Here is a 22,546-nt window from a genome sequence, read left to right as displayed (position 1 = left end):
AAAGGCGTGAAACGGTGGAAAAGCAGCTCAGGCCCGCCGGTGGCCGGTGGCCCGGCCCGTCGAACTGACCGGCGCTCAGCGCAGCTGGCTGTCCTTGCTGCCGCGGCGGTTGTAGCCGCTGAACGTGGCCTGCTCGCGGTCGTGTGCCTCCTGGCAGGTCACGCACAGGCGCACGCCCGGCACGGCCTTGCGCCGGGCCTCGGGAATCGGCTTCTCGCAGTCCTCGCAGTGCGCCAGACCCGGCCCCTGCGGAAGCTGGCTGCGGGCACGCTTGATCGCATCGTTGACGGTGGCGTCGATCTGGTCCTGGACCGCGCCGTCACCTGCCCAACCGGTTGCCATCGGGCACCTCCTGAAACGTTCAGAGCCGCCGCACACAGCGGCAGCGGGTTGCACCAGTACAGGGTCGAGAAAGAGCCGTCCTGCCCATTCCCGACGCACACGATGCGGCAAGGCCGCACCACCGGTTCCGCGGATCAACCGCTGGTGCCGTCGATCCGCGCGCGATCCCACCCTGGATCGCGCCAGCACGCGATTTCTCAAGAGTTTGCAAGATGGCGGCGAACCCCGGCAAGTCAAGGCACGCAGCGGCCCGGCGCGGCTTGACAAATACGTTTACACGCGTAATCTCAATACATCGATTACGGATGTAAATGAAATGCAGATCAGTGATGCCGAAAGTGCCGTGATGGACGTGCTCTGGCGCGCGCAGCCGCTCGCCGCCGACGACATCGTGGCCGCCACCGCCAGCCGGCACGGCTGGCAGGAAGCGACCGTCAAGACCCTGATCAACCGGTTGCTGCGCAAGGGTGCGATCGCCGCCGAGCGCGATGGCCGCCGCTATCTCTACCGGCCGGTCCTGGCGCGCGCGGACTACGTGCACGCCAGCAGCAAGACCCTGCTCGACCGCCTGTTCGACGGACGCGTGGCGCCGCTGGTCGCGCACTTCTCCGAACGGCGCAAGCTCAGCAAGCGCGACATCGCCGAACTGCGCAAGCTGATCGAGGACCTCGACGATGGCCGGTGACATCCTCGAAGGCCTGCTGCGCCTGACCCTGGCCGCCTCGGCCGCGATCGCGGTCGTGCTGCTCGTACGCAGGATCGTGCGGCGCTGGGTCGGCGCGCGCATCGCCTATGCACTCTGGGCGGCGGTACCGTGCGCCGGCCTCGGTGCGCTGCTTCCGCGCCCCCAGGCCCTGTCCGTGCCGGCCTGGACAGGCGTCGCCGATCTCGCGTTCGCCGCCGCGGTCCCGGCGGCCAGTTCCACCGCCGGCTGGCTGGTCGCCGCATGGCTGGCCGGCGTGCTGGCGACGGCACTGGTCACCTGGCGGACGCAAGCGCGCTTCCTGCGTCACCTGGGACCGCTGGTCGAAACGACCGACGGCCTCTGGCAGGCACGCGGCGATCACGCCGGGCCGGCCCTGGTCGGCGCGCTGCAGCCGCGCATCGTCATCCCCGGCGACTTCCACCACCGCTACAGCGAACGCGAACGCACGCTGATCCTGGCGCACGAGCGCGCGCACCGGCGCCAGCGCGACCCGCTGCTCAATGCCGCCGTCGCCGCGCTGCGCTGCCTGCAATGGTTCAACCCCCTCGTGCACCTGGCCGCCGGCCGGTTCCGGCTCGATCAGGAGCTGGCCTGCGACGCACGGGTGCTGCACGACTTTCCGGAAGCGCGCCGGTCCTACGCCGACGCGATGTTGAAGACGCAGCGGGTCGACCTCGGACTGCCGATCGGCTGCCAATGGCAGTCCAGCCATCCACTGAACGAGAGAATCGCCATGCTCAAGAAACCCCTCCCCGGCCGCCTGCGCCGGATCCTCGGTGCCACCGGCCTCGCCGCTGCCGTGCTGGCCGCCGGTGGCCTGGCCTGGGCCGCGCAGCCGGCTTCGACCGGACCGGGCTACGGACGCCTCAGTCCTCCCGCCTACCCCGCCGACCTGGACGGTGTCGTTCCGGAAGGAACGGTCTACCTCAAGGTGCGGGTCGGCAGCGACGGCACGCCGCTGGCCGTCGAGCGCGATCGCGTCGTGCCCGATTCACTGCCGGCGGCCGTCGCCGACCAGCTGGCCGACAGCGCCGCCGCCGCGGTCCGCAGCTGGACCTTCACACCGGCCCAGCGCAACGGCCGCAGCGAGGAAGGCAGTGTCGTGGTGCCGATCCGCTTCTCGTCCGGCGTCACCGCCACACCGGGCACACCCACGACACCCGCGACGCCGGCCACACCGGCGGTGCCGGCAACCCCGGCGATCGCGGCCCCGGCGCTCGACACGATCACGGTCCAGCGCCGCTAGTCCGGAGCGACGACCTGCCCGCGCCGGGCTGCGTTTCGCACCGTCGCCGCATCCGCGGCGACGGCTGCGCGAGGCGTCCGGCGCGAGCCGGCGGCAACCGGCCGCCGAGGGCGTCCCGGCGCCTTCCGCGCCGATGCAGCCGTTGCGGCGCTGGGCATATCCGGGCAATGCCGCTCATGCGCCATCCGGCCCGCGTCCGGCGTCTTCGGTAGCCACGGCAGCGGCCAGGTCGTCGAGCCGCCGCAGGCGCGCCCGGGCGCGGCGCCCGAGCCCGCAGGCGATGGCGGCCGACACGATCACCACCACGGCATTGACTGCCAGGTTGATGCCCCATACCCGCACCGGGTCGGCGCCCCACAGACCGAATGCCAGGTCGGCCCAGGCGGCCGCGTACAGGCCGCACCAGAGCGTCAGGCTGAGCCAGGCGCTGGTCCGCCAGATGCGCAGCGAGGTGCGGGTGCGCCCGTGCTCGAAGGCCAGCAGGGCCGGCGGCGCTAGGTCGAGCGCGCGCCACTGGCGCCGGCGATGCCATTGCGTCCAGCCGGTGAAGCCGAGCACGACCGCCAGCAGCACCAGGCCGGTAGCGCGATCGTTCCAGCCGGCCTTCGGCAGCAGCGCCAGCGTCAGGCACAGCATGACGGCGATCGCCGCAGCGGCCAGTTCCAGCACGCGCGTGACCGCCATGCGCCGGCTGCGCCGGGTCACCTCGCCGCGCAGCGCGGTCCAGTCGACGGCCGCCAGCGGCTGCTCGCACCAGGCGGTCCGGAGCGCTGCCCAATCGGCAGCGGCAGGTTCAGTTCCCGTCACGATCGTCTCCCATCTGTGCGCGCAGGCGCCGCCGGGCCCGGCTCAGCCGTTGCGCGACCGTGTTCTCGGCCAGGCCCAGCAGCTCGGCGATCTCCTTCTGCGTGAAGCCCTCCAGCGCCAGCACCACCGGCTGGCGGAACGCCAGCGGCAGGCCGCGCACCGCCTCGACCAGGCCCTGCCGCCGCTGGCCGATCTGGACCTGCTGCAGCGGGTCGGCCTCCGGATCGGCCAGGTCCGGGTCGAGCGGCGCATCGAGGGCGGCGCGGTTGGCCGCGAGGTGGTTGATCGCCCGGTTGTTGGCCACCCGGGCGACGAAACTGCGCAGGGCCGACTCGCCGCGCCACTGCGGCAATGCCCGCCACAGCGCGATGGAGATGTCCTGCAGCAGGTCGTCGCGCCGCGCCGGCTCGCCGGCGTAGCTGGCCGCGATGCGCGCCAGCATCGGGCCGTAGGTTTCCAGCACTTCCTCGATCTGCGGCCGCGTCATCGGCCGTCAGGCGGTCGCCGGCCCGGCCGGATCGAACACGTCGCGATAGGCCGCGTAGCTGACGTACACGCCGAACGGCAACAGCACCAGCAACAGCCACGGCTGCCACAGCATGCCGGCGATCAGCGCGCCCATCGCCACCGTATAGGCCAGCACCGGCCGCCACAGCAGCGCCAGCCGGCGGGCGTTCTCGACCAAGGCGGCGCCGACGCCGAGGCCGTCGATCACCACGCGCGGCGCCGCGAAGAACATGAACGCCGCCGGCAGCAGCCCGGAGACCAGGACCGCCGCCAACTGGCCCCGCGTGAACGTGATCGCGGCCAGGTTGCCGGTCGCCAGCGCGCCGGCCTGCGCGGCGCCGCCGAGCAGGAACGCCACGCCGACCTGGAACGCGAAGGCCAGCACCGCGACGGCCGCCAGCAGCAGGATCGACCACGCGCGTCCCCAGGCGGTGCGGGCGGCCGCCGCCGGTGCGAACGTCCCGGCGCGCACGCGGCGGTCGACCATCAGCAGCACCCAGGCGCTGGCCAGCGGCGTCAGCAGCTTGGAGGCGACCACGCCGAACGTGGGCAGCAGCTGGACCAGCCCCTCGACCACGATCGGCAGCAGGGCCAGCAGCCAGAAGCGCAGCGGCGCCCGGCGGAACAGCGTGCCGGCGTGGCGCAGCCAGCGCACCGCCACGCCCCAGCCGGCGGCGATCGGTTCGTGGGTCGGATTCATCGTTGCGGGCAGGTGGCTCATCGTCGTGTCCGGTTGCGGGAGTCCTTCTCAAGGACAGGCCTTCGGCGAAAAACCTGACATCCGCGCGCACCGGCCCGCTCCCGGGCGGGTGGACCTCCTGCCGACGACACGCCCCGCGCCGCAGCGGAGACACGCCGCTCCGGTCCGGCGCCTGCCGCCGGACGGCCGCCGGCAGCGTACCGTGGCGAGGCCGGCACCGGTACCGCCGCAAGGCCGGTTCCGGCCGCGGCCGGGCGGCGCCGGCGCGTCCGTGCCGCCGGCGCGCCGTACCGTCACGCACCGGGCTGTGGCACAGTCGCCGCGAAGCCGCCAGCCAGACCCGCGTGAACGAGACACCCGCCCCCGCGCGCCCGTGGTTCCTGTACCTGATCGAATGCCGGAACGGCGCCTACTACGCCGGCATCGCCGTGGACGTCGCCGCACGCTACGCATCACACCAGCGCGGCACCGGCGCCCGCTACACGCGTGCCAACCCGCCGGTGCGCCTGCTCGGCAGCCGCTGCTATCCGGATCGTGCCTCGGCCTCGCGCGCGGAATGGCAGATCAAGCGCCTGCCGCGTGCCGACAAGCTGGCCTACCTGGCCGCCGATGCCACGCCCGAGCCCGCCGCCGCGACGGCTCAGGCCGGGCCGATCGACAGCGTCGTCACGCTGGCCAGCTGATCGGGCGCCAGCGCACGGGTGTCGACCAGGGTCGACTCGCTGCCGAGCGCCTCCACCAATGTCCGCCGCGGCACCTCGGTGCGCGTGCTCTCGCGGCCGTGCACGCCCTCGCGCGTGGACAGGAACGCCAGCAGCCGGTCGGCCTTCGCCGCCGGGCCGCGCTTCTCGAAGCCGTCCCACAGGTCCTTCGGCGTCGCGTTGAGGCTGCCGTGATGGCCGACCTTGTAGAGGTCCACCCCGCCCAGCAGCTCGCGCACCCCCGGCTGCGCCAGCGCGTACATCCAGTTCTCGTACTGCGCGTCGCCGGGAAACAGCAGGCGCTTGTCGCCGGCCTCGAACAACAGGATCACGCTGGTGTTGTTCATCGCGTCGTCCAGCGCCCGCACGATCGCCAGCAGCGACTCGGCCTGTTCGCGCCGTGCATACGAGCGGTACCAGCGCGCATCCCACGGGTAGCGCGTGGTGGCGTGCTCCGGGAACAGCGGCGCGAACGCCGCCGCGTCCCGGGCGGCCAGGTCCGCGCGCTTGGACCAGAAGTCCGCGCGCGCACCCATCGCATGCCAGAACTGGTCCTTGTCGACGGCACGCTGGCGCGCGATCGCCTGGGTCTGCGCCAGTGTCGGCGGCCCGAGCACGCGGACAGTCACGCCCGGCAGCAGCGGTTCCAGTCCGGACCGGGCGCCGAAGTACACGTAGCGTCGCTTGGGCGCCATCGTCATCAGGTTGGTGACGGCATCGCGGTTGGCCAGGCTGTTGTCGTCGCCGAGGAAGGCCAGCTGGTCGCGCAGGTCCGCCAGCGGCCGGCCCTGCAGGCGCTCGGCCGCCTGCAGGGCGAAGCCCGCATAGCGGTTCATGTCGGCCAGCATCCGCAGGTGCCGCGCCACCCGCGCGCGCGCCGGCGCCAGATTGCGCGTGGGCTGCTCCGCATCCCGCGCGGCATCCGGATCCTCGGTCCAGGGCTGGATCACCAGCTTCGGGCGCAGGTCGCGGATGATCGCGCCGGGGCCGTCGCCGTTCCTTGCCGCAAAGCCGCTGATGTGGTCCTTGTGCCGATGGGTGGCGACCACCGCATCGAGGCGGCCGCCGCAGTCCTCGCGGATCTGCCGCGCGATCCGCAGCAGGTAGTCGCCGCCGCCGGCCTTGCCGGCCGGCAGCCGCGTCGAGCCGAAATCGATCAGGACGTGCCGGTCGAACCTCGCATAGTGGAACGTCAGCAGGAAGCAGTCGCCGAAGCCGACGTCGTAGCTGCGCAGGGTGACGCGCTGTGGACGGTCGGCGGCGGCGGTCTTGCGCGTGGCCATGTCACCACATCCTGCCGGCGGGCGGCGTGAACGGGCGCAGCGCGCGGTCGCGGTGCATCGCCGCAATGCGCTGCGCCACCGGTGCGCTCGACGCGAAATGGCCCTGCTCCCAGAGGCTGCGCAGCCGGTCGCCCTGGCGCGCGCTCGCCACGCCGGTGCCGATGTGGAACTTGAGCTGGCCGTATTCGCCGAAGACCAGGCTGCCGCCGCCGTAGAGCGTGATGAACTGCGTGCCGGGCATGTCCGCCGGCTTCTCGATGCCCAGCGCCTTGAGTTCGTTGGCGAAGATCTTGAGCGTCTGCACGTACTCCACCACCGTCTCGCGCAGCAGCGTCTCGTCGTTGCTGACGCGCAGCACCGGCCGCACCGAGATCACGCGCGTGAAGGCGTTCGGCTCGATCCCGAGCGCCTTGCGGTTTTCCCAGACGAAGCGGAACACCTCGGTCGGATCGCTCTGCATGCGCGCGAAATGCGTGCCGGCCAGCGTGAACGAATCGACCCGCGGCGGATCCCAGGCGCCGTCCGAGCGCGTGCCGCTGGACGGCACCACGCCGTACGCGGCGAAGGTCTCCCTGAGAATGTCACGATAGTGATAGCGGCTGTCGTCCGGGTACAGCTGCAGGTCGGCCGTGAGCAGGGCGCTCAGGTAGTCCGGAAAGCTCATGTCCACCGGCGGCAGGTAGTCGATCGCGCGGATCACGATGCGCAGCAGCTGCTTGGCCGCGGTCGCGCCCTCCTCCGCCACCACCGATCGGCTCACACCGCTCACGCGGTCCGCGCGCAGCGGTTCCAGCCGGCGCAGCCAGGTCAGCACGAAGGCGCGCAGGACGATCGCGACCAGCAGCTCGCCGCGGTCGTGCGCCTCCTCGAACCGCGCGCTGCCGTAATGGAACTCCGCCGGCTCGATCCGCAGCGAAGCGCGCAAGGTCGCGCTCGGCACGCCGTCCAGTGCCGCGCCCATCTGCTCGGCCAGCCGCGCCAGCGCCGTGCCGGCGAGGCCGTCGAGGTCGAGCCGGTCGAAGCGGACGCGGCCGTCGCGGCCGGTCAGCGGCCCCAGCGCATGCTCGACCACCGTCTGGCTGCGGAACACCGACAGCAGCGCGACGACATCGGCGAAGCCCTCGTGGAACGCCGCCTGGTCCGGCGAGGACGGCTGGAAGTAGAACGGCCGCAGGCCGTCCAGGAGCGCGTGCGTGGTCTCGTGCGCGACGATGTCGTGCGACAGGCAGGTGTAGACGATGCGGCCGCGCCGGTCCGGGAAGTAGCCGAAGGCCAGGCTCTCCGATTCGCGCGAGTAGTACGCGTTGGCGTCGGCGAATGCGTGCGGCGCCAGCTTGAGCTGGTGCCCGGGATGCTCGAAGCCCCAGGCCACCGGCCGCCCGAGCGCGCACTCGAACTCCTTGAGCGTGGCCATGGCGATCGCGTAGACGTTCTGCTGGTGGAAGTGCGGATCGCCCACCAGCCGCTCGATGTCGGTGACGTCGGCATACGGGTCCGACGCCACGTCGCCGGTGCGCGGCCGGTAGAGGACGTTGGCCGAGGCGTCGTAGTCCACCACGTGGATGCGATGCCCCTTCGGCCCGCGCTCGAGCCGTTCCGCGGCCACTGCCACCGTCGTCGTCAGCGCCCGGCCATCGGACGTCAACACCCCCGGATCCTGCGCCAGGATCGTCCACCGGCGCATCGGCACGTCGTGCCGGACCGGATCATGCGTCCCCTGCGGGACCGTGCGCTGCATCGCCACGCCGTCGCCCTCCCCGGCCCGCCCGGGCCGCGATGGAACTGGAAGCACCCCGCGCCCATGCGCGGCCGGACTACGCCGGCAACCGCCGCCGGCTCACCACCATGAGAACACGCGCTCGTCCCACCGCATGCGACGCGAGCGGGATCCGTCCGGATCGATCTCGCCCGGGTCCCCGGAACCACCCCACGCCATCCACGGCGGCTCGCGGCACGGCCGCCAGTGCGCATCGAAGACCGTCGCATCGGACAGCAGCGGCGGCGCCGGACAGGCCTCGCGGTCGTAGCGCGAGATCCACTGCGCGTGCAGGTATTCATGCGCCACCGGCACCTGGCCGCGGACGCCGGCCGGCAGTGCCGCCAGCAGCAGCCCGGCCACCCAGCCCCAGCCACCCGCCGTGAACCGTGTCGATCCTTCGACCATTGCATCGTTCCCCTCGGCGCCGCCCACCGCTCCGGCGCCCCGTCCGCATCCGCCTTCCACTGCCGGTGCCTCGGCGAACGTGCGCCGTGCCCACCGCATCCATGCGTCCGATCATGGCACGGCCACCGGTGCCCCACAAACGCCGAGCGCCGTCAGGAAAAAGACCTATCCAATTGATGTAAAAGAGAAAACGATCGGCGTAGGAAATTTCCTACACCGATTGCCGTCATCCGCTCACACGCACCCCAGCCGTCAGGCCATCGCGCCATTCACGGCCGGGCCGGCTCGCCTGAGCGGCACGCCCAGGGCGCCCGGACGCTCCCTGCCGATCGTCATTTCCCGTAGTAGCCGTCGCGTTGCGAGACCGCCCGCCGGGCAGGCGCGACCGGGACGCACAGGCCGATCATCCGCGCGAATCGCTTCCGGGTGGCGTCCTGACGCCGCTCGTCGCAGGCGGCTCGCGTCGGCGAGCGCAGCCGAGCAAAGTGCCGCAACGGAAACCGCGCGCCGGTCGGACCCGAACGGCACACGGCGGCCGAGCCCGCTCCCGGAAAAGGCGCATGACCATGACCCTGCGAAAGCGAATCCTCGTCGGCCTGCTGGCGCTCGTGCTGCTCGCGCTGGCCACGCTGGCCGTCGCCCTGAGCTACGAATCGCCGTGCCCCGCCCCCGCTCCGCCACCGGCCGGTGGCACGCCGATGCAGGCCGTCGTGCACCGGTGCTACGGCACGGCCGATGTCCTGCACCTGGAGACGATCGCCAGGCCAACGCCCAAGGACAACGAAATCCTGGTCAAGGTGCACGCCGCCTCGGTCAATCCGCTCGACGTGCACTCCACCACCGGTAAGCCTTACATCATGCGGCTGTCCTCGGGCCTGGGCGCCCCCGACAACCCGCGGCTGGGCGTCGATTTCGCCGGCACCGTCGAGGCCGTCGGCACCCAGGTGACCCGGTTCAAGCCGGGCGATGCGGTCTTCGGCGGACGCAACGGCGCCCTGGCCGACTACCTGGTCGTGCGCGAGGACCGCGCCGTGGTGCCGAAGCCGTCCAATCTCAGCTTCGAGCAAGCCGCCGCCCTGCCGATCGCCGCCGTCACCGCGCTGCAGGGCCTGCGCGACCACGGACACCTGCGTCCCGGCCATAAGGTGCTCATCAACGGCGCCTCCGGCGGCGTCGGCACCGTCGCCGTGCAGATCGCCAAGGCCTACGGCGCCGAAGTGACCGGCGTCTGCAGCACGCGCAATCTCGACCTGGTGCGCTCCCTTGGTGCCGACCACGTGATCGACTACACCCAGGAAAACTTCACCGAAGGCGGCGCCCAGTACGACCTGATCCTCGACAACGTCGGCAGCCATTCGCTGCTGGATACACGGCGCGCGCTGAAGCCCGACGGCATCCTCGTGATCGTCAGCGGCCCCAAGCGCGATCCCTGGCTGGGACCGCTCGCCCGCGTGATCCAGGCCGCGCTGCTGGCACCGTTCGTCGACCAGGAAATGACCAAGTTCCTGGCGGAGCTCACACCCGCCGACCTGGCGGTCCTCGCCGACCTGGCACAGGCCGGCAAGCTGACGCCGGTGATCGATCGCCGCTATCCGCTGCGCGAAGCCGCGGAGGCCATCCGCTACGTGGAAACCGGCCGCGCGCGGGGCAAGGTGATCGTCGAGATGAACTAGGTTCCCGCAGCTCTGTTCTGCCGCAGGAGGTGGAGCGTCTGCGCGCTTGGCAGGCCGGAGGATCGACGGAGCGCGCCACGCCTCCTATGCTTCGTCGGCGCGCTTCCTGGCGTGCCATCGTCCATGGAGGCCCAGTGCCCAAGGCGCCGATCGCACTGACCGTCGCAGCCCTGCTGTCCGGCTGCATCCAGATACCGGAGTCCTGCTTTCGATTGGCAGCCGACTCCAGACTACCAGCCTGGTTTGAACACGCCGGCCGTGGCGACCGGGCCGACCTGGAAGTCCGGATTTGCTACTTCATCGACAGCAGCGGCCATACGATGCGCGCCACGCTGCACGACACACGCAAGGGCAAGGATGAGCACGTAGTAGGCACCTTGAAAGGATCTGTTCCTATCCGGCCGTATCCCCAGCACGACAGCCGCCCTGTCTACGAGCTGGTTACCGTCGGGACCACGACCGAACTGATCGAGCACCGGGGAAGAAACGACCTTTTCCATGTGTCAGACGATCCAGCCATGCGGCGCCTCGCGGAGGAGCAACGGAACTGACGACCGAAGCCGCACCATTGACGCCGTTGACGATGAAGCCCTTCGGCATTCGGCCACACCCGATCGGATCCTCCGAAACATCGTGACTGCGGACTTGCTGACCTCCTTGCATCAAGCCCGATGTCTGAGTTGCGATCTCGCGTGGCACAGGATGGAAATTCCCGGCGCCGCTGAGCAGATCGCACGCGCAAACCCACACGGGCAGACCTGCGCGCGATCCACGCCAGTATCGGCAAGGCCCGCCGTCGTCGTGTCACGGCGATATCGTGGTCGCCCGGCCAGCGGACCTGAACAGCTACCCGCCTGGTGTCAGACGGATGCCCCGCAACGACCTGTCATCGCCGGCAGCGAATGACTACCACCTGGCACGTTCGAGCGCACGACGCCTTGCGGCTGCGAGGAGCCTATCGGGCGAGAAGCCGGCGCGGCTTCTCTTTGAGGATCCGGCTACTTCGCGCATCTATCTCTTTCTAGCAAGGTCAGCGCCCCTCCAATGGTCTCTTGCCTTACTGGCAAATCAAGCACGGAGTAGCTCCACATGACTGTGACAGGACTACCCGCAACAGGCTTCCTTAGTTCAGGGAAGATGTGGCTGAGATATACATCACCGTATTGTTTACCTCCACGCCTCAACAAACGATTTTCCGAAAAATCATCCTGAATCAAATAGACGCGACGCAGAAGACCACCACGAATTGCCGTTCCACGATATGCAACAACAATCGCCCCATCAACCCCCCAGGGAAGTCTTTCATTAGGAATGGTAATACTGTTCTCAGAAACGTTACTCACCTCAAATCTAAGAATAAACCCATCCTCATCCGACACAATGCATGCGTTGACCTCCAGCTCGGCCGGACCAGCCAGGCACGCGCATGATAAAAACGCCAAGAGCAGCGCAACCAGACGCCTATCTGCCATTTTCTAACCCTCTATCGAATGGTCATCTGCTGCGCAATGGTACGCTCGTTACGGCCGACTCATGGGCAGCCGGCCATCTCGTCACCGTGGCGGCCATCACCAACCGGTTGCAATCGCAGAATGCGATCGATAGCCAACCACATGTTTCTTAAGCAATGAAACAAGCTGAGGCCTCACTCACCTCGCAATCCGGCAGGATGCACAACATCCCTATGTGATTGCGCCAGGTTGCCGTGAAGCTACAACCGCGGACAACTGACAGCGTCAAATTCCTCGAGTCTGGCTACAGCAAAGGCCGTTATCTTGCCCACTTCCGCAATTGACCTCGAAATTGTCCTTGACTGCGATAGCAAACAGAACCATGCCATAGTCACTTATGGCCCACAATCACGACGCGTCACGCCTTCAATCTCGGACTTGGTTTTCTGCATCGAGCATCAATACACGGGCAAGCGATCGTCCCGACACCTGCGCGCGCTCCCTTTGCTTGGGCATTCACCGTTTTTGTTCCGGCCTTGCCGTCACTCGTCGCACAACGCTTCCGACCAGGGACATCTTGTGGATGCTGCCGATCGACATCTGAAGAAGTGAGCACAGTGAACTATCCTCCCGCCATGTCCGCATCCGCGCTCTCCACCAAGCCGCGCGGCCTGGCGCTCCTGCTGGGCTGGCGGCGCCTGCGCTTCACGCTGATCACGTCGACCATTCTCGGCCTGTTGCTCAGCCCGGGCTGGGAATCGGGCGGGGCGGGACTGCTGGCACGCGTGATCGGGCTGGGCCTGCTGGCGATGCTGGTGTTCGGCGTATTCGAGCAGTGGCCGCGGCGCCTGCCGGGCTGGCTCGCGCGCTGGGTGCTGCAGGTGCTCGGGGTGGCGCTCTCGGTGCCGCTGGGCACGCTGGCGGTCTACACGCTCTCTACGCCGGCGGGTGCGCCGCCGTTCTGGGAGGTCGGCTCGCGGCTCTCGGGCTTTGCGTCGATCACCGTGCTGGGACTGCTGATCGCGCCGTGGGCGGCGCTGGGGGCGCTGGTGCGCCAGAAGGAGGCGATCGCACGACACCAGCAGCTGGCCTTCGACCTGGAGCGCAGCGAGCTGGAACGCCAGGCGCTGGATGCACGCCTGCACCTGCTGCAGGCGCAGGTGGCGCCGCATTTCCTGTTCAACACGCTGGCCAACGTGCAGGCGCTGGTGGATACCGGGTCGCCGCAGGCGCCGGCGGTGCTGCGCAGCCTGATCGCCTACCTGCGCGCGGCGGTTCCGCGGTTGCACGCGCCGGCCACCACCGTGGGACAGGAGCTGGACCTGGTGCGCGCGTATCTGGAACTGATGCACATGCGCATGCCGGACCGGCTGCAGTTCGCCATCCACGCGGACGAGGCCGCGCTGGCCCTGCACTGCCCGCCGATGACGCTGCTGACGCTGGTGGAGAACGCGGTGCGCCACGGCATCGATCCCAGCGAGGACGGCGGCCGCATCGACGTCGGCGTGCAGCGCCACGGCGACCGCTGCCGCGCGCGCGTGAGCGACACCGGCGTGGGCCTGGGCGCGCCGGGCCAGGGCCTCGGCACCGGGCTGTCGACGTTGCGCGAGCGCCTGCGCCTGAGCTTCGGTGCCGATGCGCAGTTGCGTATCGGTGCGCAGATGCCGCACGGCGTCAGTGCGGAACTGGAATTTCCGGCACGCGAGGCCGCCAGCCCATGACGGCACGTCCCACCGCACTGATCGCCGACGACGAGCCGCTGCTGCGCGAGGCGCTGGCGCGTCAGCTGGCGCAGGCCTGGCCTGAACTGGAGGTGGTCGCCCAGGCGCGCAACGGTCGCGAGGCGGTGCGGCAGTTCGAGGCGCGCCGGCCGGACGTGTGCTTCCTGGACGTGCACATGCCGGGGCTTTCCGGCGTGGAAGCGGCCCACCAGATCGGTCGTCGCGCGCACCTGGTGTTCGTGACGGCGTATGACCAGTACGCGGTGCAGGCCTTCGCCGAGGGCGTGCTCGACTACCTGGTCAAGCCGGTGGACCCGGCGCGGCTGGCCGATACCGTGGCGCGGCTGAAGGAACGCCTGCGGGCCGCGCAGCCGGCGCTCGCCACCGAGGCGCTGCTGCAGCAACTGGCCGCACAGCTGCAGGGCGGCGCATCGCCGGCTACGGCGCCGCTGCGCTGGATCCGCGCACAGGTCGGCCAGTTGCTGCGCCTGATCCCGACCGACGAGATCGACTACCTGCGCTCGGATACCAAGTACACGCGGGTGGCGTGGCGCGGTGATGCAGGCAAGCCCGAAGAGGCACTGGTCCGCCTGGCGCTGAAGGAGCTCGCCGCGCAGCTCGATCCGGCCCAGTTCGCGCAGGTACACCGCTCGGTGGTGGTCAACCTGCGTGCGATCAGCCACGTCGTGCGCGGCGACAACGAAACCGCCCTGATCCACCTCAAGGGTCGCAAGGACGTGTTGCCGGTCAGCCGCAACTTCCTGCACCTGTTCCGGCAGATGTAGCCCCCGGCCGGATCGGGCGGCGCGCGTCACCGGGACGCGCGCCGCCGATTCCCGGTTACTGGCGCCGGCCGATGCGCAGGCCGGCGAGCATCACCAGCGCCAGCGCGGCCAGCAGCAGCATCCAACGCGAGGTGGCCGGCACCGGCACGGCCTCGGCCGCCGGCTGTCCGGTCACCGCGGTGGCCGCCGTGGCGGCATTGTTCACCGGCGTCGGATCGGGCGTGGTGGAGGTGGCCGTGGCGATGTTGACGATCTGGCCGGCACCGTGGTCGGCCGCCACGACGTACTGCGTGGTGATGGTGACCACCGCGTTCGGCGCGAGACTGCCGAGCGCGCACGGGAAGCCGCTCGCGCAGGGCGCGCTGGCCGAGAGGAAACTCAGCCCGGCCGGCGTGGGATCGTCCAGCACGACGTCGGCGGCGGCATCCGGCCCTCCGTTGCGGACGACGATCGTGTACGCCACGGTGCGGCCGGCGACGGCGGTCGCCGGACCGGTCTTGCTGACGGCGATGTCGGCCACCAGCGCATCGACGGCCGTGGTCGCGCTGCTGGCGTTGTCGGACGGGTCGGCATCGGGTGTCGCGCTGCGCACGGTCGCCGTGTTGACGATGGTGGCGGCGGCGTAGTCCGCCGGCACCGCGAACACCACCTCGACCGTCACCGGCGTCGCCGGAGGCAGCGTGCCGAGCGCACACGGGAAGCCGCCGCTGCACGGCGCGCCGACCGAAACCAGGGTCAGCCCGGCCGGCGTGGGATCGTCGACGACGACGTCCACCGCGGCCGAAGGTCCGGCGTTCTCGATGCGCAACGCGTAGCTGACGTTCTGGCCGGGGCGGACCGCGGCCGGACCGGTCTTGACGATTGCCAGGTCCGCGATCGCACCGATGCCGGCGGCGGCCGTCGCGCTGTTGTTGGACGAATCGGGGTCCGGCGTGTCCGAACCGACGGTGGCCGTGTTGAGGATCGGGTTCGGCCCCTGATAGTCGGCCGGTACCGCCAGCGTGACGTTGATGAAGGTCGTTCCGCCGACGATCATCGTCCCGAGCGCGCACGGGAAGCCGCCCTGGCACGGCGCGCTGGCCGCGACGAAGACCAGCCCCGGCGGCGTCGGATCGGTCAGCACGACGTTGACCGCGTCGGACGGACCGCTGTTGGTCACTTCGATCACATACGCCAGCGGCTGGCCCGGCGTCGCGGCGGCGGGACCGGACTTGACGACGGCGAGGTCCGCCGCCGCGCCGATGCCGGTGGTCGCCGTGCCGGTGTTGTTGCCGGCGTCCGGATCGAACGTGCTGGCGGTCGCGGTGGCGACGTTGACGATCTGCGCCGCGCTGAAATCCGGCGGCACGGCGAAGGTCACCGTCACGTCGACGGTGCCACCGGTCGCCAGCGTGCCGAGCGCACACGGGAAGCCGCCGGCGCACGGCGCACTGGCCGAGACGAACGTCAGGCCGGCCGGGGCCGGATCGTCGAGCATCACGTTCCCGGCCGCGCTGGGTCCGGCATTGCTGACGGCCAGCGTGTAGGTCACGTTCTGGCCGGCGGTGGCAACGGCCGGGCCAGTCTTCACCAGGCGCAGGTCGGCGCTCGCCCCGGCCTTCACCGTGGCGCTGGCGCTGTCGTTGGCCGGGTTCGGATCGGTCTGGTCGCCGGCCGTGCGGGTGGCCGTGTTGACCAGGGTGCCGTCCTGGGTGACGGTGGCCCCGATCGTCAGCGTCGCCATCGCCGCCTTGCCGGCAATCGACAGCGCGCCGACCGCCCACGCACCGGTACCCGCGTCATACGTGCCCTGCGAGGTCTCGGCGTCGACGAACTGCAGGCCGGCGGGCAGCAGGTCGGTCACGACCACGCCGCTGGCCGCGCTCGGGCCGTTGTTGGTGGCGGTGACGGTGAAGGTCACCGTGTCGCCGACGCGCGGATCGGCGCGATCGACGACCTTGACGAGCTGGATGTCGGCGGCCTGGCCGTTGACGACGACACCGGCCTGGTCGTTGGCCGGATTGGGGTCGTTCTCGACCTGGGCGGTCTTGATCGCGGTATTGGTCACCGCATCGGTGGTCTGCACCAGGGCCGTGATCGCGAGCGTCGGTTCGTCGCCATTGGCGATCGCGCCGATGGTCCACACCCCGCTGGCACTGTCGTAGCTGCCCTGCGAGGCCTGGGCCGACACGAAGTCGAGACCGGCCGGCAGCGCGTCGGTGACGGCGACGCCGGTAGCGTCGTTCGGGCCGGCGTTGCGGACGCCGATCGTGAACACCACCGCCGTCCCCAGGTTGGGCGCGGCGTTGTCGACCGTCTTGCGCACCTGGATGTCGGCCGAGGGCAGGCCGTTGATCGCGGCCGCGGCACTGTTGTTGGCCGGATTCGGGTCGGTCTGGTCGGCGGCCGTGCGCGTGGCGGTATTGACGATCTCGCCGGTCGCAGTGACGACAGCGGTGATCGTCAGCGTCGCCTCGCCGCCGACCGCCAGCGCACCGGCGCTCCACACGCCGGTACCGGCATCGTAGAGACCTTGCGTCGCGACCGCGGAATCGAACGCCAGCCCGGACGGCAGCGCGTCGGTGACCTCGATGCCGGTGGCGTCGCTCGGTCCGAGGTTCGACGCGGTGACCGTGAACACCACCGTCTCGCCGACATGCGGCGCCGCGTCGTCGACCGTCTTGGCGATCGCGATGTCGGCGCTCGCGATCGTCGGCGTGGTGACCGTGCTGCTGTTGCCGGACGGGTCCGGATCGTCGGTCGACGACGAGACCGTCGCGGTATTGACGATGCTGCCGCTGTAGCCGGCCGGCACCGCCAAGCTCACGGTGACGGTGACGCCGCTGCCCGCAGCGACGGTGCCGAGCGTGCACGGGAAGCCGCCGGCGCACGGCGCGCTGGCCGAGACGAACGTCAGGCCGGCCGGCGTCGGATCGTTCAGCACGACCGCCTGTGCGTCGGACGGGCCGGCATTGCTGACCGCCAGCGTGTAGCTGACGTTCTGCCCCGGCGTCGCCGCCGCCGGGCCGGTCTTGACCACGGCCAGATCGGCGCTGGCACCGACCGGGGTGGTCACCGTGCTGCTGTTGCCGGACGGGTCCGGATCGGTCGTCGACGACGAGACCGTCGCCGTATTGACGATGCTGCCGCTGTGGCCGGCCGGGATCGCGAACGTGACCGTCACCGATACGGTGGCATCCACGGCGACGGTGCCGAGCGTGCACGGGAAGCCGCCCGCGCACGGCGCGCTGGCCGAGACGAACGTCAGGCCGGCCGGCGTCGAATCATTCAACACCACGGCTTGCGCGTCGGACGGACCGCCGTTGCTGACCGCCAGCGTGTAGCTGACGTTCTGTCCCGGCGTCGCCGACGCAGGACCGGTCTTGACCACGCTCAGGTTGGCGCTGGCCGCGACCGGCGTGGTCACCGTGCTGCTGTTGCCGGACGGGTCCGGATCGGTCGTCGACGACGAGACCGTCGCCGTGTTGACGATGCTGCCGCTGTGGCTGGCCGGCACTGCGAAGGTCACGGTGACGGACACGCCGCCACCCGCGGCGACAGTGCCGAGCGCGCACGGGAAGCCGCCGGCGCACGGTGCGCTGGCCGAAACGAACGTGAGACCGGCCGGCGTCGGATCGCTCAGCACGACGGCTTGCGCGTCGGACGGACCGCCGTTGCTGACCGCCAGCGTGTAGCTGACGTTCTGCCCCGGCGTCGCCGACGCAGGACCGGTCTTGAGCACGCTCAGGTCGGCGCTGGCCGTTACCGGCGTGGTCACCGTGCTGCTGTTGCCGGACGGATCCGGATCGGTGGTCGAGGACGAGACCGAGGCGGTGTTGACGATGCTACCGCTGTGGCTGGCCGGCACCGCGAAGGTAACGGTGATGGACACGCCGCCACCCGCGGCGACAGTGCCGAGCGCGCACGGGAAGCCGCCGGCGCACGGTGCGCTGGCCGAAACGAACGTGAGACCGGCCGGCGTCGGATCGTTCAGCACGACGGCCTGTGCATCAGACGGACCGGCGTTGGTGACGGCCAGCGTGTAGCTGACGTTCTGCCCCGGCGTCGCCGACGCAGGACCGGTCTTGAGCACGCTCAGGTCGGCGCTGGCCGCTAGCGGCGTGGTCACCGTGCTGCTGTTGCCGGACGGGTCCGGATCGGTCGTCGAGGACGAGACCGAGGCGGTGTTGACGATGCTGCCGCTGTGGCTGGCCGGTACCGCAAAGGTCACCGTGACCGAGACGGTACCACTGGCGGCGACGGTGCCGAGCGTGCACGGGAAGCCGCCGGCGCACGGTGCGCTGGCGGAGACGAACGTCAGGCCGGCCGGCGTCGAGTCATTCAACACCACGGCTTGCGCGTCGGACGGACCGCCGTTGCTGACCGCCAGCGTGTAGCTGACGTTCTGCCCGGGTGTCGCCGACGCAGGGCCGGTCTTGACCACGCTCAGGTTCGCGCTCGCCGAGGCGACCACCGTCGCGCTCGCGCTGTCGTTGCCGGGGTTGGTGTCGGTCCGGTCGCTGGCGGTGCGGGTGGCCGTGTTGACCAGGGTGCCGTCCTGGGTGACGGTCGCCCGGATCGTCAGCGTCGCCGTCGCCGCAGGACCGGCGATGGCCAGGGTGCCGATCGTCCACACGCCCGTGCCGCTGTCGTAGGTGCCCTGCGACGGCGTCGCATCGACGAAGTCCAGGCCGGCCGGCAGCAGGTCGGTCACGATCACGCCGGTGGCGGCGCTGGGGCCGTTGTTGCTGGCGGTGACCGTGAACGTCACGATGTCGCCGACGGTCGGCTCCGTCTCGTCGACGACCTTGATGACCTGGATGTCCGCCGCCTGGCCGTTGACGACCACGCCGGACTGGTCGTTGGCCGGGTTGGGATCGTGTTCGTTCTGGGCGGTCTTGGTCGCCAGATTGGTGACCGCGGTGGTGGTCTGCACCAGGGCGGTGACGGTCAGCGTCGTCGTGGCGCCGGCAGCGACCGTGCCCATCATCCAGACGCCGGTGACGGTGTTGTAGCTGCCCTGCGACGGCGTCGCGGACTGGAAGGCCAGGCCGGCCGGCAGGAGGTCGGTGACGACGACGCCGGTGGCGTCGTTCGGGCCGGCGTTGTGCACGCTGACCGTGAAGACCGCGGGCGCGCCGAGGTTGGGCGTGGCGTCGTCGACGGTCTTGTTGACCTGGATGTCGGCCGACGGCTGGCCGTTGATCGTCGCCGCGGCACTGTTGTTGGCCGGGTTGGGATCGGTCTGGTCGGCGGCCGTACGCGTGGCGGTATTGGTGATCGTGCCGGTCGCGGTGACCGTGGCGGCGATCTGCAGTGTGGTGGCGTCGCCGGCGGCGAGCGCACCGACGGTCCATACGCCGGTACCGGCGTCGTAGCTGCCCTGACCGGCCGCGGCTGAAACGAACGACAGCCCGGCGGGCAGCGCATCCGTGAGGACGACGCCGGTGGCGTCGCTGGGGCCGAGATTCTGCGCGGTGATCGTGAACAGGACCGGTTCACCGACGTTGGGCGCATCCTCGTCGACCGTCTTGGTCACGGCGATGTCGGCGCTGGCGACGGTCGGCGTGGTGACCGTGCTGCTGTTGCCGGACGGATCCGGATCGGTGGTCGAGGACGAGACCGAGGCCGTGTTGACGATGCTGCCGCTGTGGCCGGCCGGCACCGCGAACGTGACCGTCACCGAGCGGTTGGCACCGGCGGCGATCGTGCCGAGCGCGCAGGGGAAGCCGCTCGCGCAGGGCGCGCTGGCCGATACGAAGGTCAGGCCGGCCGGCGCCGGGTCGTTCAGCACGACCGCCTGCGCATCGGAGGGACCGGCATTGCCGACCGCGAGCGTATAGGTGAGGGTGTCGCCCGGCGTCGCCGACGCCGGGCCGGTCTTGATCACGGTCAGGTCGGCGCCGGCGGCGATCGTCGTGGTCGCGCTGCTGCTGTTGCCGGCGGGATCGGGATCGCTGGTCGCGGAGGACACGGTCGCGGTATTGACGACCTGCGTACCGGCATAGCTCGCCGGCACGGTGAACGTCACCGTCACCGGAATCGACGCGCCCGGCGCCACGGCACCGAGTGCACACGGGAAGCCACCCGCGCACGGCGCACTGGCCGACACGAAGGTCAGGCCGGCCGGCGTCGGATCAGCCAGGCTCACGCCCTGGGCAGTGGAGGGACCGGCGCTGGTGACCAGCAGCGTGTAGGTGAGCGACTGCCCCGCCGTCACCGATGCCGGGCCGGTCTTGACCACGGTCAGGTCCGCGCTGGTGCCGACCGTCGTGGTGGCGGTGGAGGCGTTGTTGCCGGGCGTCGGGTCGGTCGTGCTCGTGGTGACGGTCGCGGTATTGGTGATCGGCCCGCCGGCGTGGCCTGGCGGCACCGCAAAGGTCACCGTGACCGTGAGGCCGTCGCCGGCTGCGACCGTACCGAGCGTGCACGGGAAGCCGCTCGCGCACGGCGCCGTGGCCGACACGAAGGTCAGGCCGGCCGGCGTCGGATCGGCCAGCACCACGGCCTGTGCATCCGACGGTCCGGCGTTGCTCACTGCCAGCGTATAGCTGACGTTCTGGCCGGCCAGCACCGTGGTCGGGCCGGTCTTGACGACGGCCAGGTCCGCCTGCGTCGTGACCGGAGTGGTGCTGGTCGCGCACTGCGGGCTGGCCGAGGCGGCGCAGTCGGGCAGCGGATCGGGATCGCCGCCGCCGGCCACGCCCACCCGGTTGGTCGCCGTGCCGGAGGCCGAGGCGGCCACCGCGACGTTGACGCGGATCGATGCCGAAGCGCCGGGCGCCAGCGGCGCCGTCGGCGTGAAGGTGCAGCTCAACGTGCTGGTGACCGGCAGGCCGGGACAACTGACGGTGCCGTTGGCGCTGGAGACGGCCACCGCCGTCATGCCGGCCGGCAGCGTGTCGCTGAGCGTGATCGCGCCGCTGGTCGGCTGGCCGCCGCTGTTGGTGAAGCCGATCGCGTAGTACGCGTCGGCGGCAGCGCCGGTCTGGCCGGCCACCAGCGTGCCGACGACCGACTTGCCGGCGGTCAGCTGCGGCAGCGTCACCGTCAGCGTCTCGTCACCGACGAGGTTCACGAGGTTGTTGGTGTTGGAAATGTTGGCGTTGGCGTTGTGGTAGACGCCGAGCGTGCTGGCGGTGACGTTGACGGCGACCTGGCAGGCCAGCTGGCTACCGACGGCGGCCCCGTTGATCCGGCCGCCGGCGACCTGGATCGTGCCGCTGCCGGCCGCCGCGGTGACGGTCATGCCGGACGGCATCGCGGTACCCAGCGCACCGCCGGTCGGACAGCTCGTGCGGATGTTGGGCGTGGGAGCCACGGTGACGCCGCTCGGCAGCGTGTCGAGCAGGTTGATGCCGGCGACGGCATTGGTCGTCCGGTTGGTCAGCGTGAAGGTCAGCGTGGACACGCCGCCGGGCGCGATCACGGCCGGCGCGAACTGCTTGGTCAGGTCGACCGCGCTGGTCGCGAAGGTGATGCGGTACTCGGCGGTGAACGTGGCCGCGCCGGCCGGTACGTTCCATTGCGCCGCCATGCCGTTGTCGGTGCTGGCGTTGGCATCGACGGTGTCGTTGAGGTTGCCCGTGTTGCTCGTACACGGATTGCTCGACCCGGCCGTGCCGTTGCAGATCAGCCATTTGGGCTGGTCGTAGTTGCCGGTGAAGTAGCGGTCCCAGATCGGGGTGCCCGACGAGGGTTCGTGCCAGAGCGCCTCGATCTGGGAGCCCTTGGTCACGCCGACGAAGTCCGGCGTGCCGGTGGTGTTGCTGGGCGAGGTCCGCACGAAGCCCGGGCCGGCGTCACCGCCCTGCAGGTAGGTGTCGATGTTCTGGTAGAGCCGGATCGCCGCACCGCTGGCGGGCATGCCGCTCAGCGTCACGCGCCGCGTGAACCAGGCCTGCGGGCGGATGTAGCTGTCGACGAGGGTGACCGTGATGCCGGTGTCCGCCGCGTTGGAAGGACGCAGCACCGTGGTCACCTGCCACGGCGAGGCGGCCGTGCCGGCGCCGCCCAGCGTGGTCTGCGACACCTGGGTGAAGACCAGGAACGGGTTGCCGGCCGCGTTGTTGTCGTTGGTGTAGATCCGCGTGGTGCCGTTGGTGCCGCGGTCCACGCGCAGATAGACGCTGTTGTACAGGCGGCCGGCCGTATTCGCCGCACTGGTCGGGCGGGCGCCGGTGTTGTAGACCTGATCCTGCCCGGCGATGCGCGCCTGGAACTGGCTGTTGCTGCCCCACCACAGGCGCAGGCCGTCGCTGCCGTCGCCAGCCGCGCCACCACTTGCGTTGACCTCGCGGTCGGTGGTGGCACCGGATGCCAGTGCCGTACCGCTCGCCCCACCCAGTGCGCCGACGGCGCCCCACAGACACGCCCGAAGAACCCAACGCGAACGCACGCTCATGGCTGCCCCCCTTAAAAGCAAGCCGAATGGTCTGGTGTCCCCTCGCCGTCACCGCCCCTGCAACCCGGGGCGCCGAG

General features: G+C 70.5%; 16 protein-coding genes. 7 read left to right on the top strand and 9 right to left on the bottom strand.

From position 1 onward, the window contains the following. Window positions 1-75: 75 nt before the first annotated feature. Window positions 76-342 carry a DksA/TraR family C4-type zinc finger protein gene (locus I596_RS05940; RefSeq protein WP_067645453.1) on the bottom strand — a complete coding sequence of 89 codons (267 nt, stop codon included), beginning with the start codon at window positions 340-342 and terminating at the stop codon, window positions 76-78. Between the two features lie 316 nt (window positions 343-658). Between I596_RS05940 and I596_RS05935 the strand changes: the two genes are divergently transcribed. Both I596_RS05935 and I596_RS05930 read left to right on the top strand, forming a co-directional pair. Beyond that, on the top strand, window positions 659-1,027 hold the full coding sequence (locus tag I596_RS05935; RefSeq protein ID WP_067645451.1) for a BlaI/MecI/CopY family transcriptional regulator: 369 nt from the start codon (window positions 659-661) through the stop codon (window positions 1,025-1,027). Further along, window positions 1,017-2,294 (top strand): M56 family metallopeptidase, encoded by a 1,278-nt coding sequence (locus tag I596_RS05930; protein WP_067645449.1) that lies wholly within the window; start codon window positions 1,017-1,019, stop codon window positions 2,292-2,294. Before I596_RS05935 ends, I596_RS05930 begins: the two co-directional genes overlap by 11 nt. A 174-nt stretch (window positions 2,295-2,468) precedes the next feature. Here I596_RS05930 and I596_RS05925 read toward each other — a convergent pair whose 3' ends face one another. The 3 genes from I596_RS05925 to I596_RS05915 are packed head-to-tail and all read right to left on the bottom strand — an operon-like array spanning window position 2,469 to window position 4,329. Next, window positions 2,469-3,101 carry a hypothetical protein gene (locus tag I596_RS05925; protein WP_067645447.1) on the bottom strand — a complete coding sequence of 211 codons (633 nt, stop codon included), beginning with the start codon at window positions 3,099-3,101 and terminating at the stop codon, window positions 2,469-2,471. Beyond that, entirely contained in the window at window positions 3,088-3,588 is a 501-nt protein-coding gene (locus I596_RS05920; RefSeq protein WP_067645445.1) for an RNA polymerase sigma factor, read from the bottom strand. The genes I596_RS05925 and I596_RS05920 overlap by 14 nt, the downstream gene beginning before the upstream one ends. A gap of 6 nt (window positions 3,589-3,594) precedes the next feature. Then, window positions 3,595-4,329: a hypothetical protein gene (locus tag I596_RS05915; RefSeq protein ID WP_150132045.1), complete on the bottom strand. Its 735-nt coding sequence runs from the start codon at window positions 4,327-4,329 to the stop codon at window positions 3,595-3,597. Window positions 4,330-4,652: 323 nt separating this feature from the next. Between I596_RS05915 and I596_RS05910 the strand changes: the two genes are divergently transcribed. Next, window positions 4,653-4,991, top strand: a complete 339-nt coding sequence (locus I596_RS05910) for a GIY-YIG nuclease family protein (protein ID WP_067645441.1) — start codon at window positions 4,653-4,655, stop codon at window positions 4,989-4,991. Here I596_RS05910 and I596_RS05905 read toward each other — a convergent pair. The 3 genes from I596_RS05905 to I596_RS05895 all read right to left on the bottom strand — a co-directional run bounded on the left by I596_RS05905 (window position 4,949) and on the right by I596_RS05895 (window position 8,456). Continuing rightward, window positions 4,949-6,292 carry a ComEC/Rec2 family competence protein gene (locus I596_RS05905; protein WP_067645439.1) on the bottom strand — a complete coding sequence of 448 codons (1,344 nt, stop codon included), beginning with the start codon at window positions 6,290-6,292 and terminating at the stop codon, window positions 4,949-4,951. The genes I596_RS05910 and I596_RS05905 overlap by 43 nt on opposite strands. A 1-nt stretch (window position 6,293) precedes the next feature. Continuing rightward, window positions 6,294-8,030, bottom strand: a complete 1,737-nt coding sequence (locus I596_RS05900; RefSeq protein WP_150132044.1) for a gluzincin family metallopeptidase — start codon at window positions 8,028-8,030, stop codon at window positions 6,294-6,296. 99 nt (window positions 8,031-8,129) lie between these two features. Next, on the bottom strand, window positions 8,130-8,456 hold the full coding sequence (locus tag I596_RS05895; protein ID WP_067645437.1) for a hypothetical protein: 327 nt from the start codon (window positions 8,454-8,456) through the stop codon (window positions 8,130-8,132). A gap of 560 nt (window positions 8,457-9,016) precedes the next feature. Between I596_RS05895 and I596_RS05890 the strand changes: the two genes are divergently transcribed. Together I596_RS05890 and I596_RS05885 are read left to right on the top strand one after the other, a co-directional pair. Next, window positions 9,017-10,129: an NAD(P)-dependent alcohol dehydrogenase gene (locus I596_RS05890; protein ID WP_223303926.1), complete on the top strand. Its 1,113-nt coding sequence runs from the start codon at window positions 9,017-9,019 to the stop codon at window positions 10,127-10,129. Window positions 10,130-10,263: 134 nt separating this feature from the next. Further along, the gene (locus tag I596_RS05885) at window positions 10,264-10,680 is read left to right on the top strand and encodes a hypothetical protein (protein WP_067645435.1); all 417 of its coding nucleotides are present in this window, start codon (window positions 10,264-10,266) and stop codon (window positions 10,678-10,680) included. A gap of 447 nt (window positions 10,681-11,127) precedes the next feature. On the opposite strand, the gene I596_RS18440 is transcribed toward I596_RS05885, so the two are convergent. After that, window positions 11,128-11,601 (bottom strand): hypothetical protein, encoded by a 474-nt coding sequence (locus tag I596_RS18440; protein WP_150132043.1) that lies wholly within the window; start codon window positions 11,599-11,601, stop codon window positions 11,128-11,130. Window positions 11,602-12,215: 614 nt separating this feature from the next. Between I596_RS18440 and I596_RS05880 the strand changes: the two genes are divergently transcribed. Together I596_RS05880 and I596_RS05875 are read left to right on the top strand one after the other, a co-directional pair. Beyond that, entirely contained in the window at window positions 12,216-13,301 is a 1,086-nt protein-coding gene (locus tag I596_RS05880) for a sensor histidine kinase (protein ID WP_067645433.1), read from the top strand. Then, window positions 13,298-14,086, top strand: coding sequence for a LytR/AlgR family response regulator transcription factor (locus I596_RS05875; RefSeq protein ID WP_067645431.1), 789 nt, complete (start codon window positions 13,298-13,300; stop codon window positions 14,084-14,086). The genes I596_RS05880 and I596_RS05875 overlap by 4 nt, the downstream gene beginning before the upstream one ends. A 55-nt stretch (window positions 14,087-14,141) precedes the next feature. Here the strand turns inward: I596_RS05875 and I596_RS05870 are convergent, their stop codons facing one another. Beyond that, window positions 14,142-22,469, bottom strand: coding sequence for a DUF11 domain-containing protein (locus tag I596_RS05870; RefSeq protein ID WP_067645429.1), 8,328 nt, complete (start codon window positions 22,467-22,469; stop codon window positions 14,142-14,144). Window positions 22,470-22,546 lie beyond the last annotated feature (77 nt).

The organism is Dokdonella koreensis DS-123 (assembly GCF_001632775.1).
In the GTDB taxonomy this organism is placed as follows: domain Bacteria; phylum Pseudomonadota; class Gammaproteobacteria; order Xanthomonadales; family Rhodanobacteraceae; genus Dokdonella; species Dokdonella koreensis.
This window is presented reverse-complemented; position numbering and strand designations above follow the sequence as displayed.

Excerpts from the sequence above, each read along its gene's own strand:
- I596_RS05940 (WP_067645453.1), bottom strand. The coding sequence starts at position 342 with ATGGCAACCGGTTGGGCAGGTGACGGCGCGGTCCAGGACCAGATCGAC.
- I596_RS05935 (WP_067645451.1), top strand. The coding sequence starts at position 659 with ATGCAGATCAGTGATGCCGAAAGTGCCGTGATGGACGTGCTCTGGCGC.
- I596_RS05930 (WP_067645449.1), top strand. The coding sequence starts at position 1,017 with ATGGCCGGTGACATCCTCGAAGGCCTGCTGCGCCTGACCCTGGCCGCC.
- I596_RS05920 (WP_067645445.1), bottom strand. The coding sequence starts at position 3,588 with ATGACGCGGCCGCAGATCGAGGAAGTGCTGGAAACCTACGGCCCGATG.
- I596_RS05915 (WP_150132045.1), bottom strand. The coding sequence starts at position 4,329 with ATGAGCCACCTGCCCGCAACGATGAATCCGACCCACGAACCGATCGCC.
- I596_RS05905 (WP_067645439.1), bottom strand. The coding sequence starts at position 6,292 with ATGGCCACGCGCAAGACCGCCGCCGCCGACCGTCCACAGCGCGTCACC.
- I596_RS05900 (WP_150132044.1), bottom strand. The coding sequence starts at position 8,030 with ATGCAGCGCACGGTCCCGCAGGGGACGCATGATCCGGTCCGGCACGAC.
- I596_RS05895 (WP_067645437.1), bottom strand. The coding sequence starts at position 8,456 with ATGGTCGAAGGATCGACACGGTTCACGGCGGGTGGCTGGGGCTGGGTG.
- I596_RS05890 (WP_223303926.1), top strand. The coding sequence starts at position 9,017 with ATGACCATGACCCTGCGAAAGCGAATCCTCGTCGGCCTGCTGGCGCTC.
- I596_RS18440 (WP_150132043.1), bottom strand. The coding sequence starts at position 11,601 with ATGGCAGATAGGCGTCTGGTTGCGCTGCTCTTGGCGTTTTTATCATGC.
- I596_RS05880 (WP_067645433.1), top strand. The coding sequence starts at position 12,216 with ATGTCCGCATCCGCGCTCTCCACCAAGCCGCGCGGCCTGGCGCTCCTG.
- I596_RS05875 (WP_067645431.1), top strand. The coding sequence starts at position 13,298 with ATGACGGCACGTCCCACCGCACTGATCGCCGACGACGAGCCGCTGCTG.
- I596_RS05870 (WP_067645429.1), bottom strand. The coding sequence starts at position 22,469 with ATGAGCGTGCGTTCGCGTTGGGTTCTTCGGGCGTGTCTGTGGGGCGCC.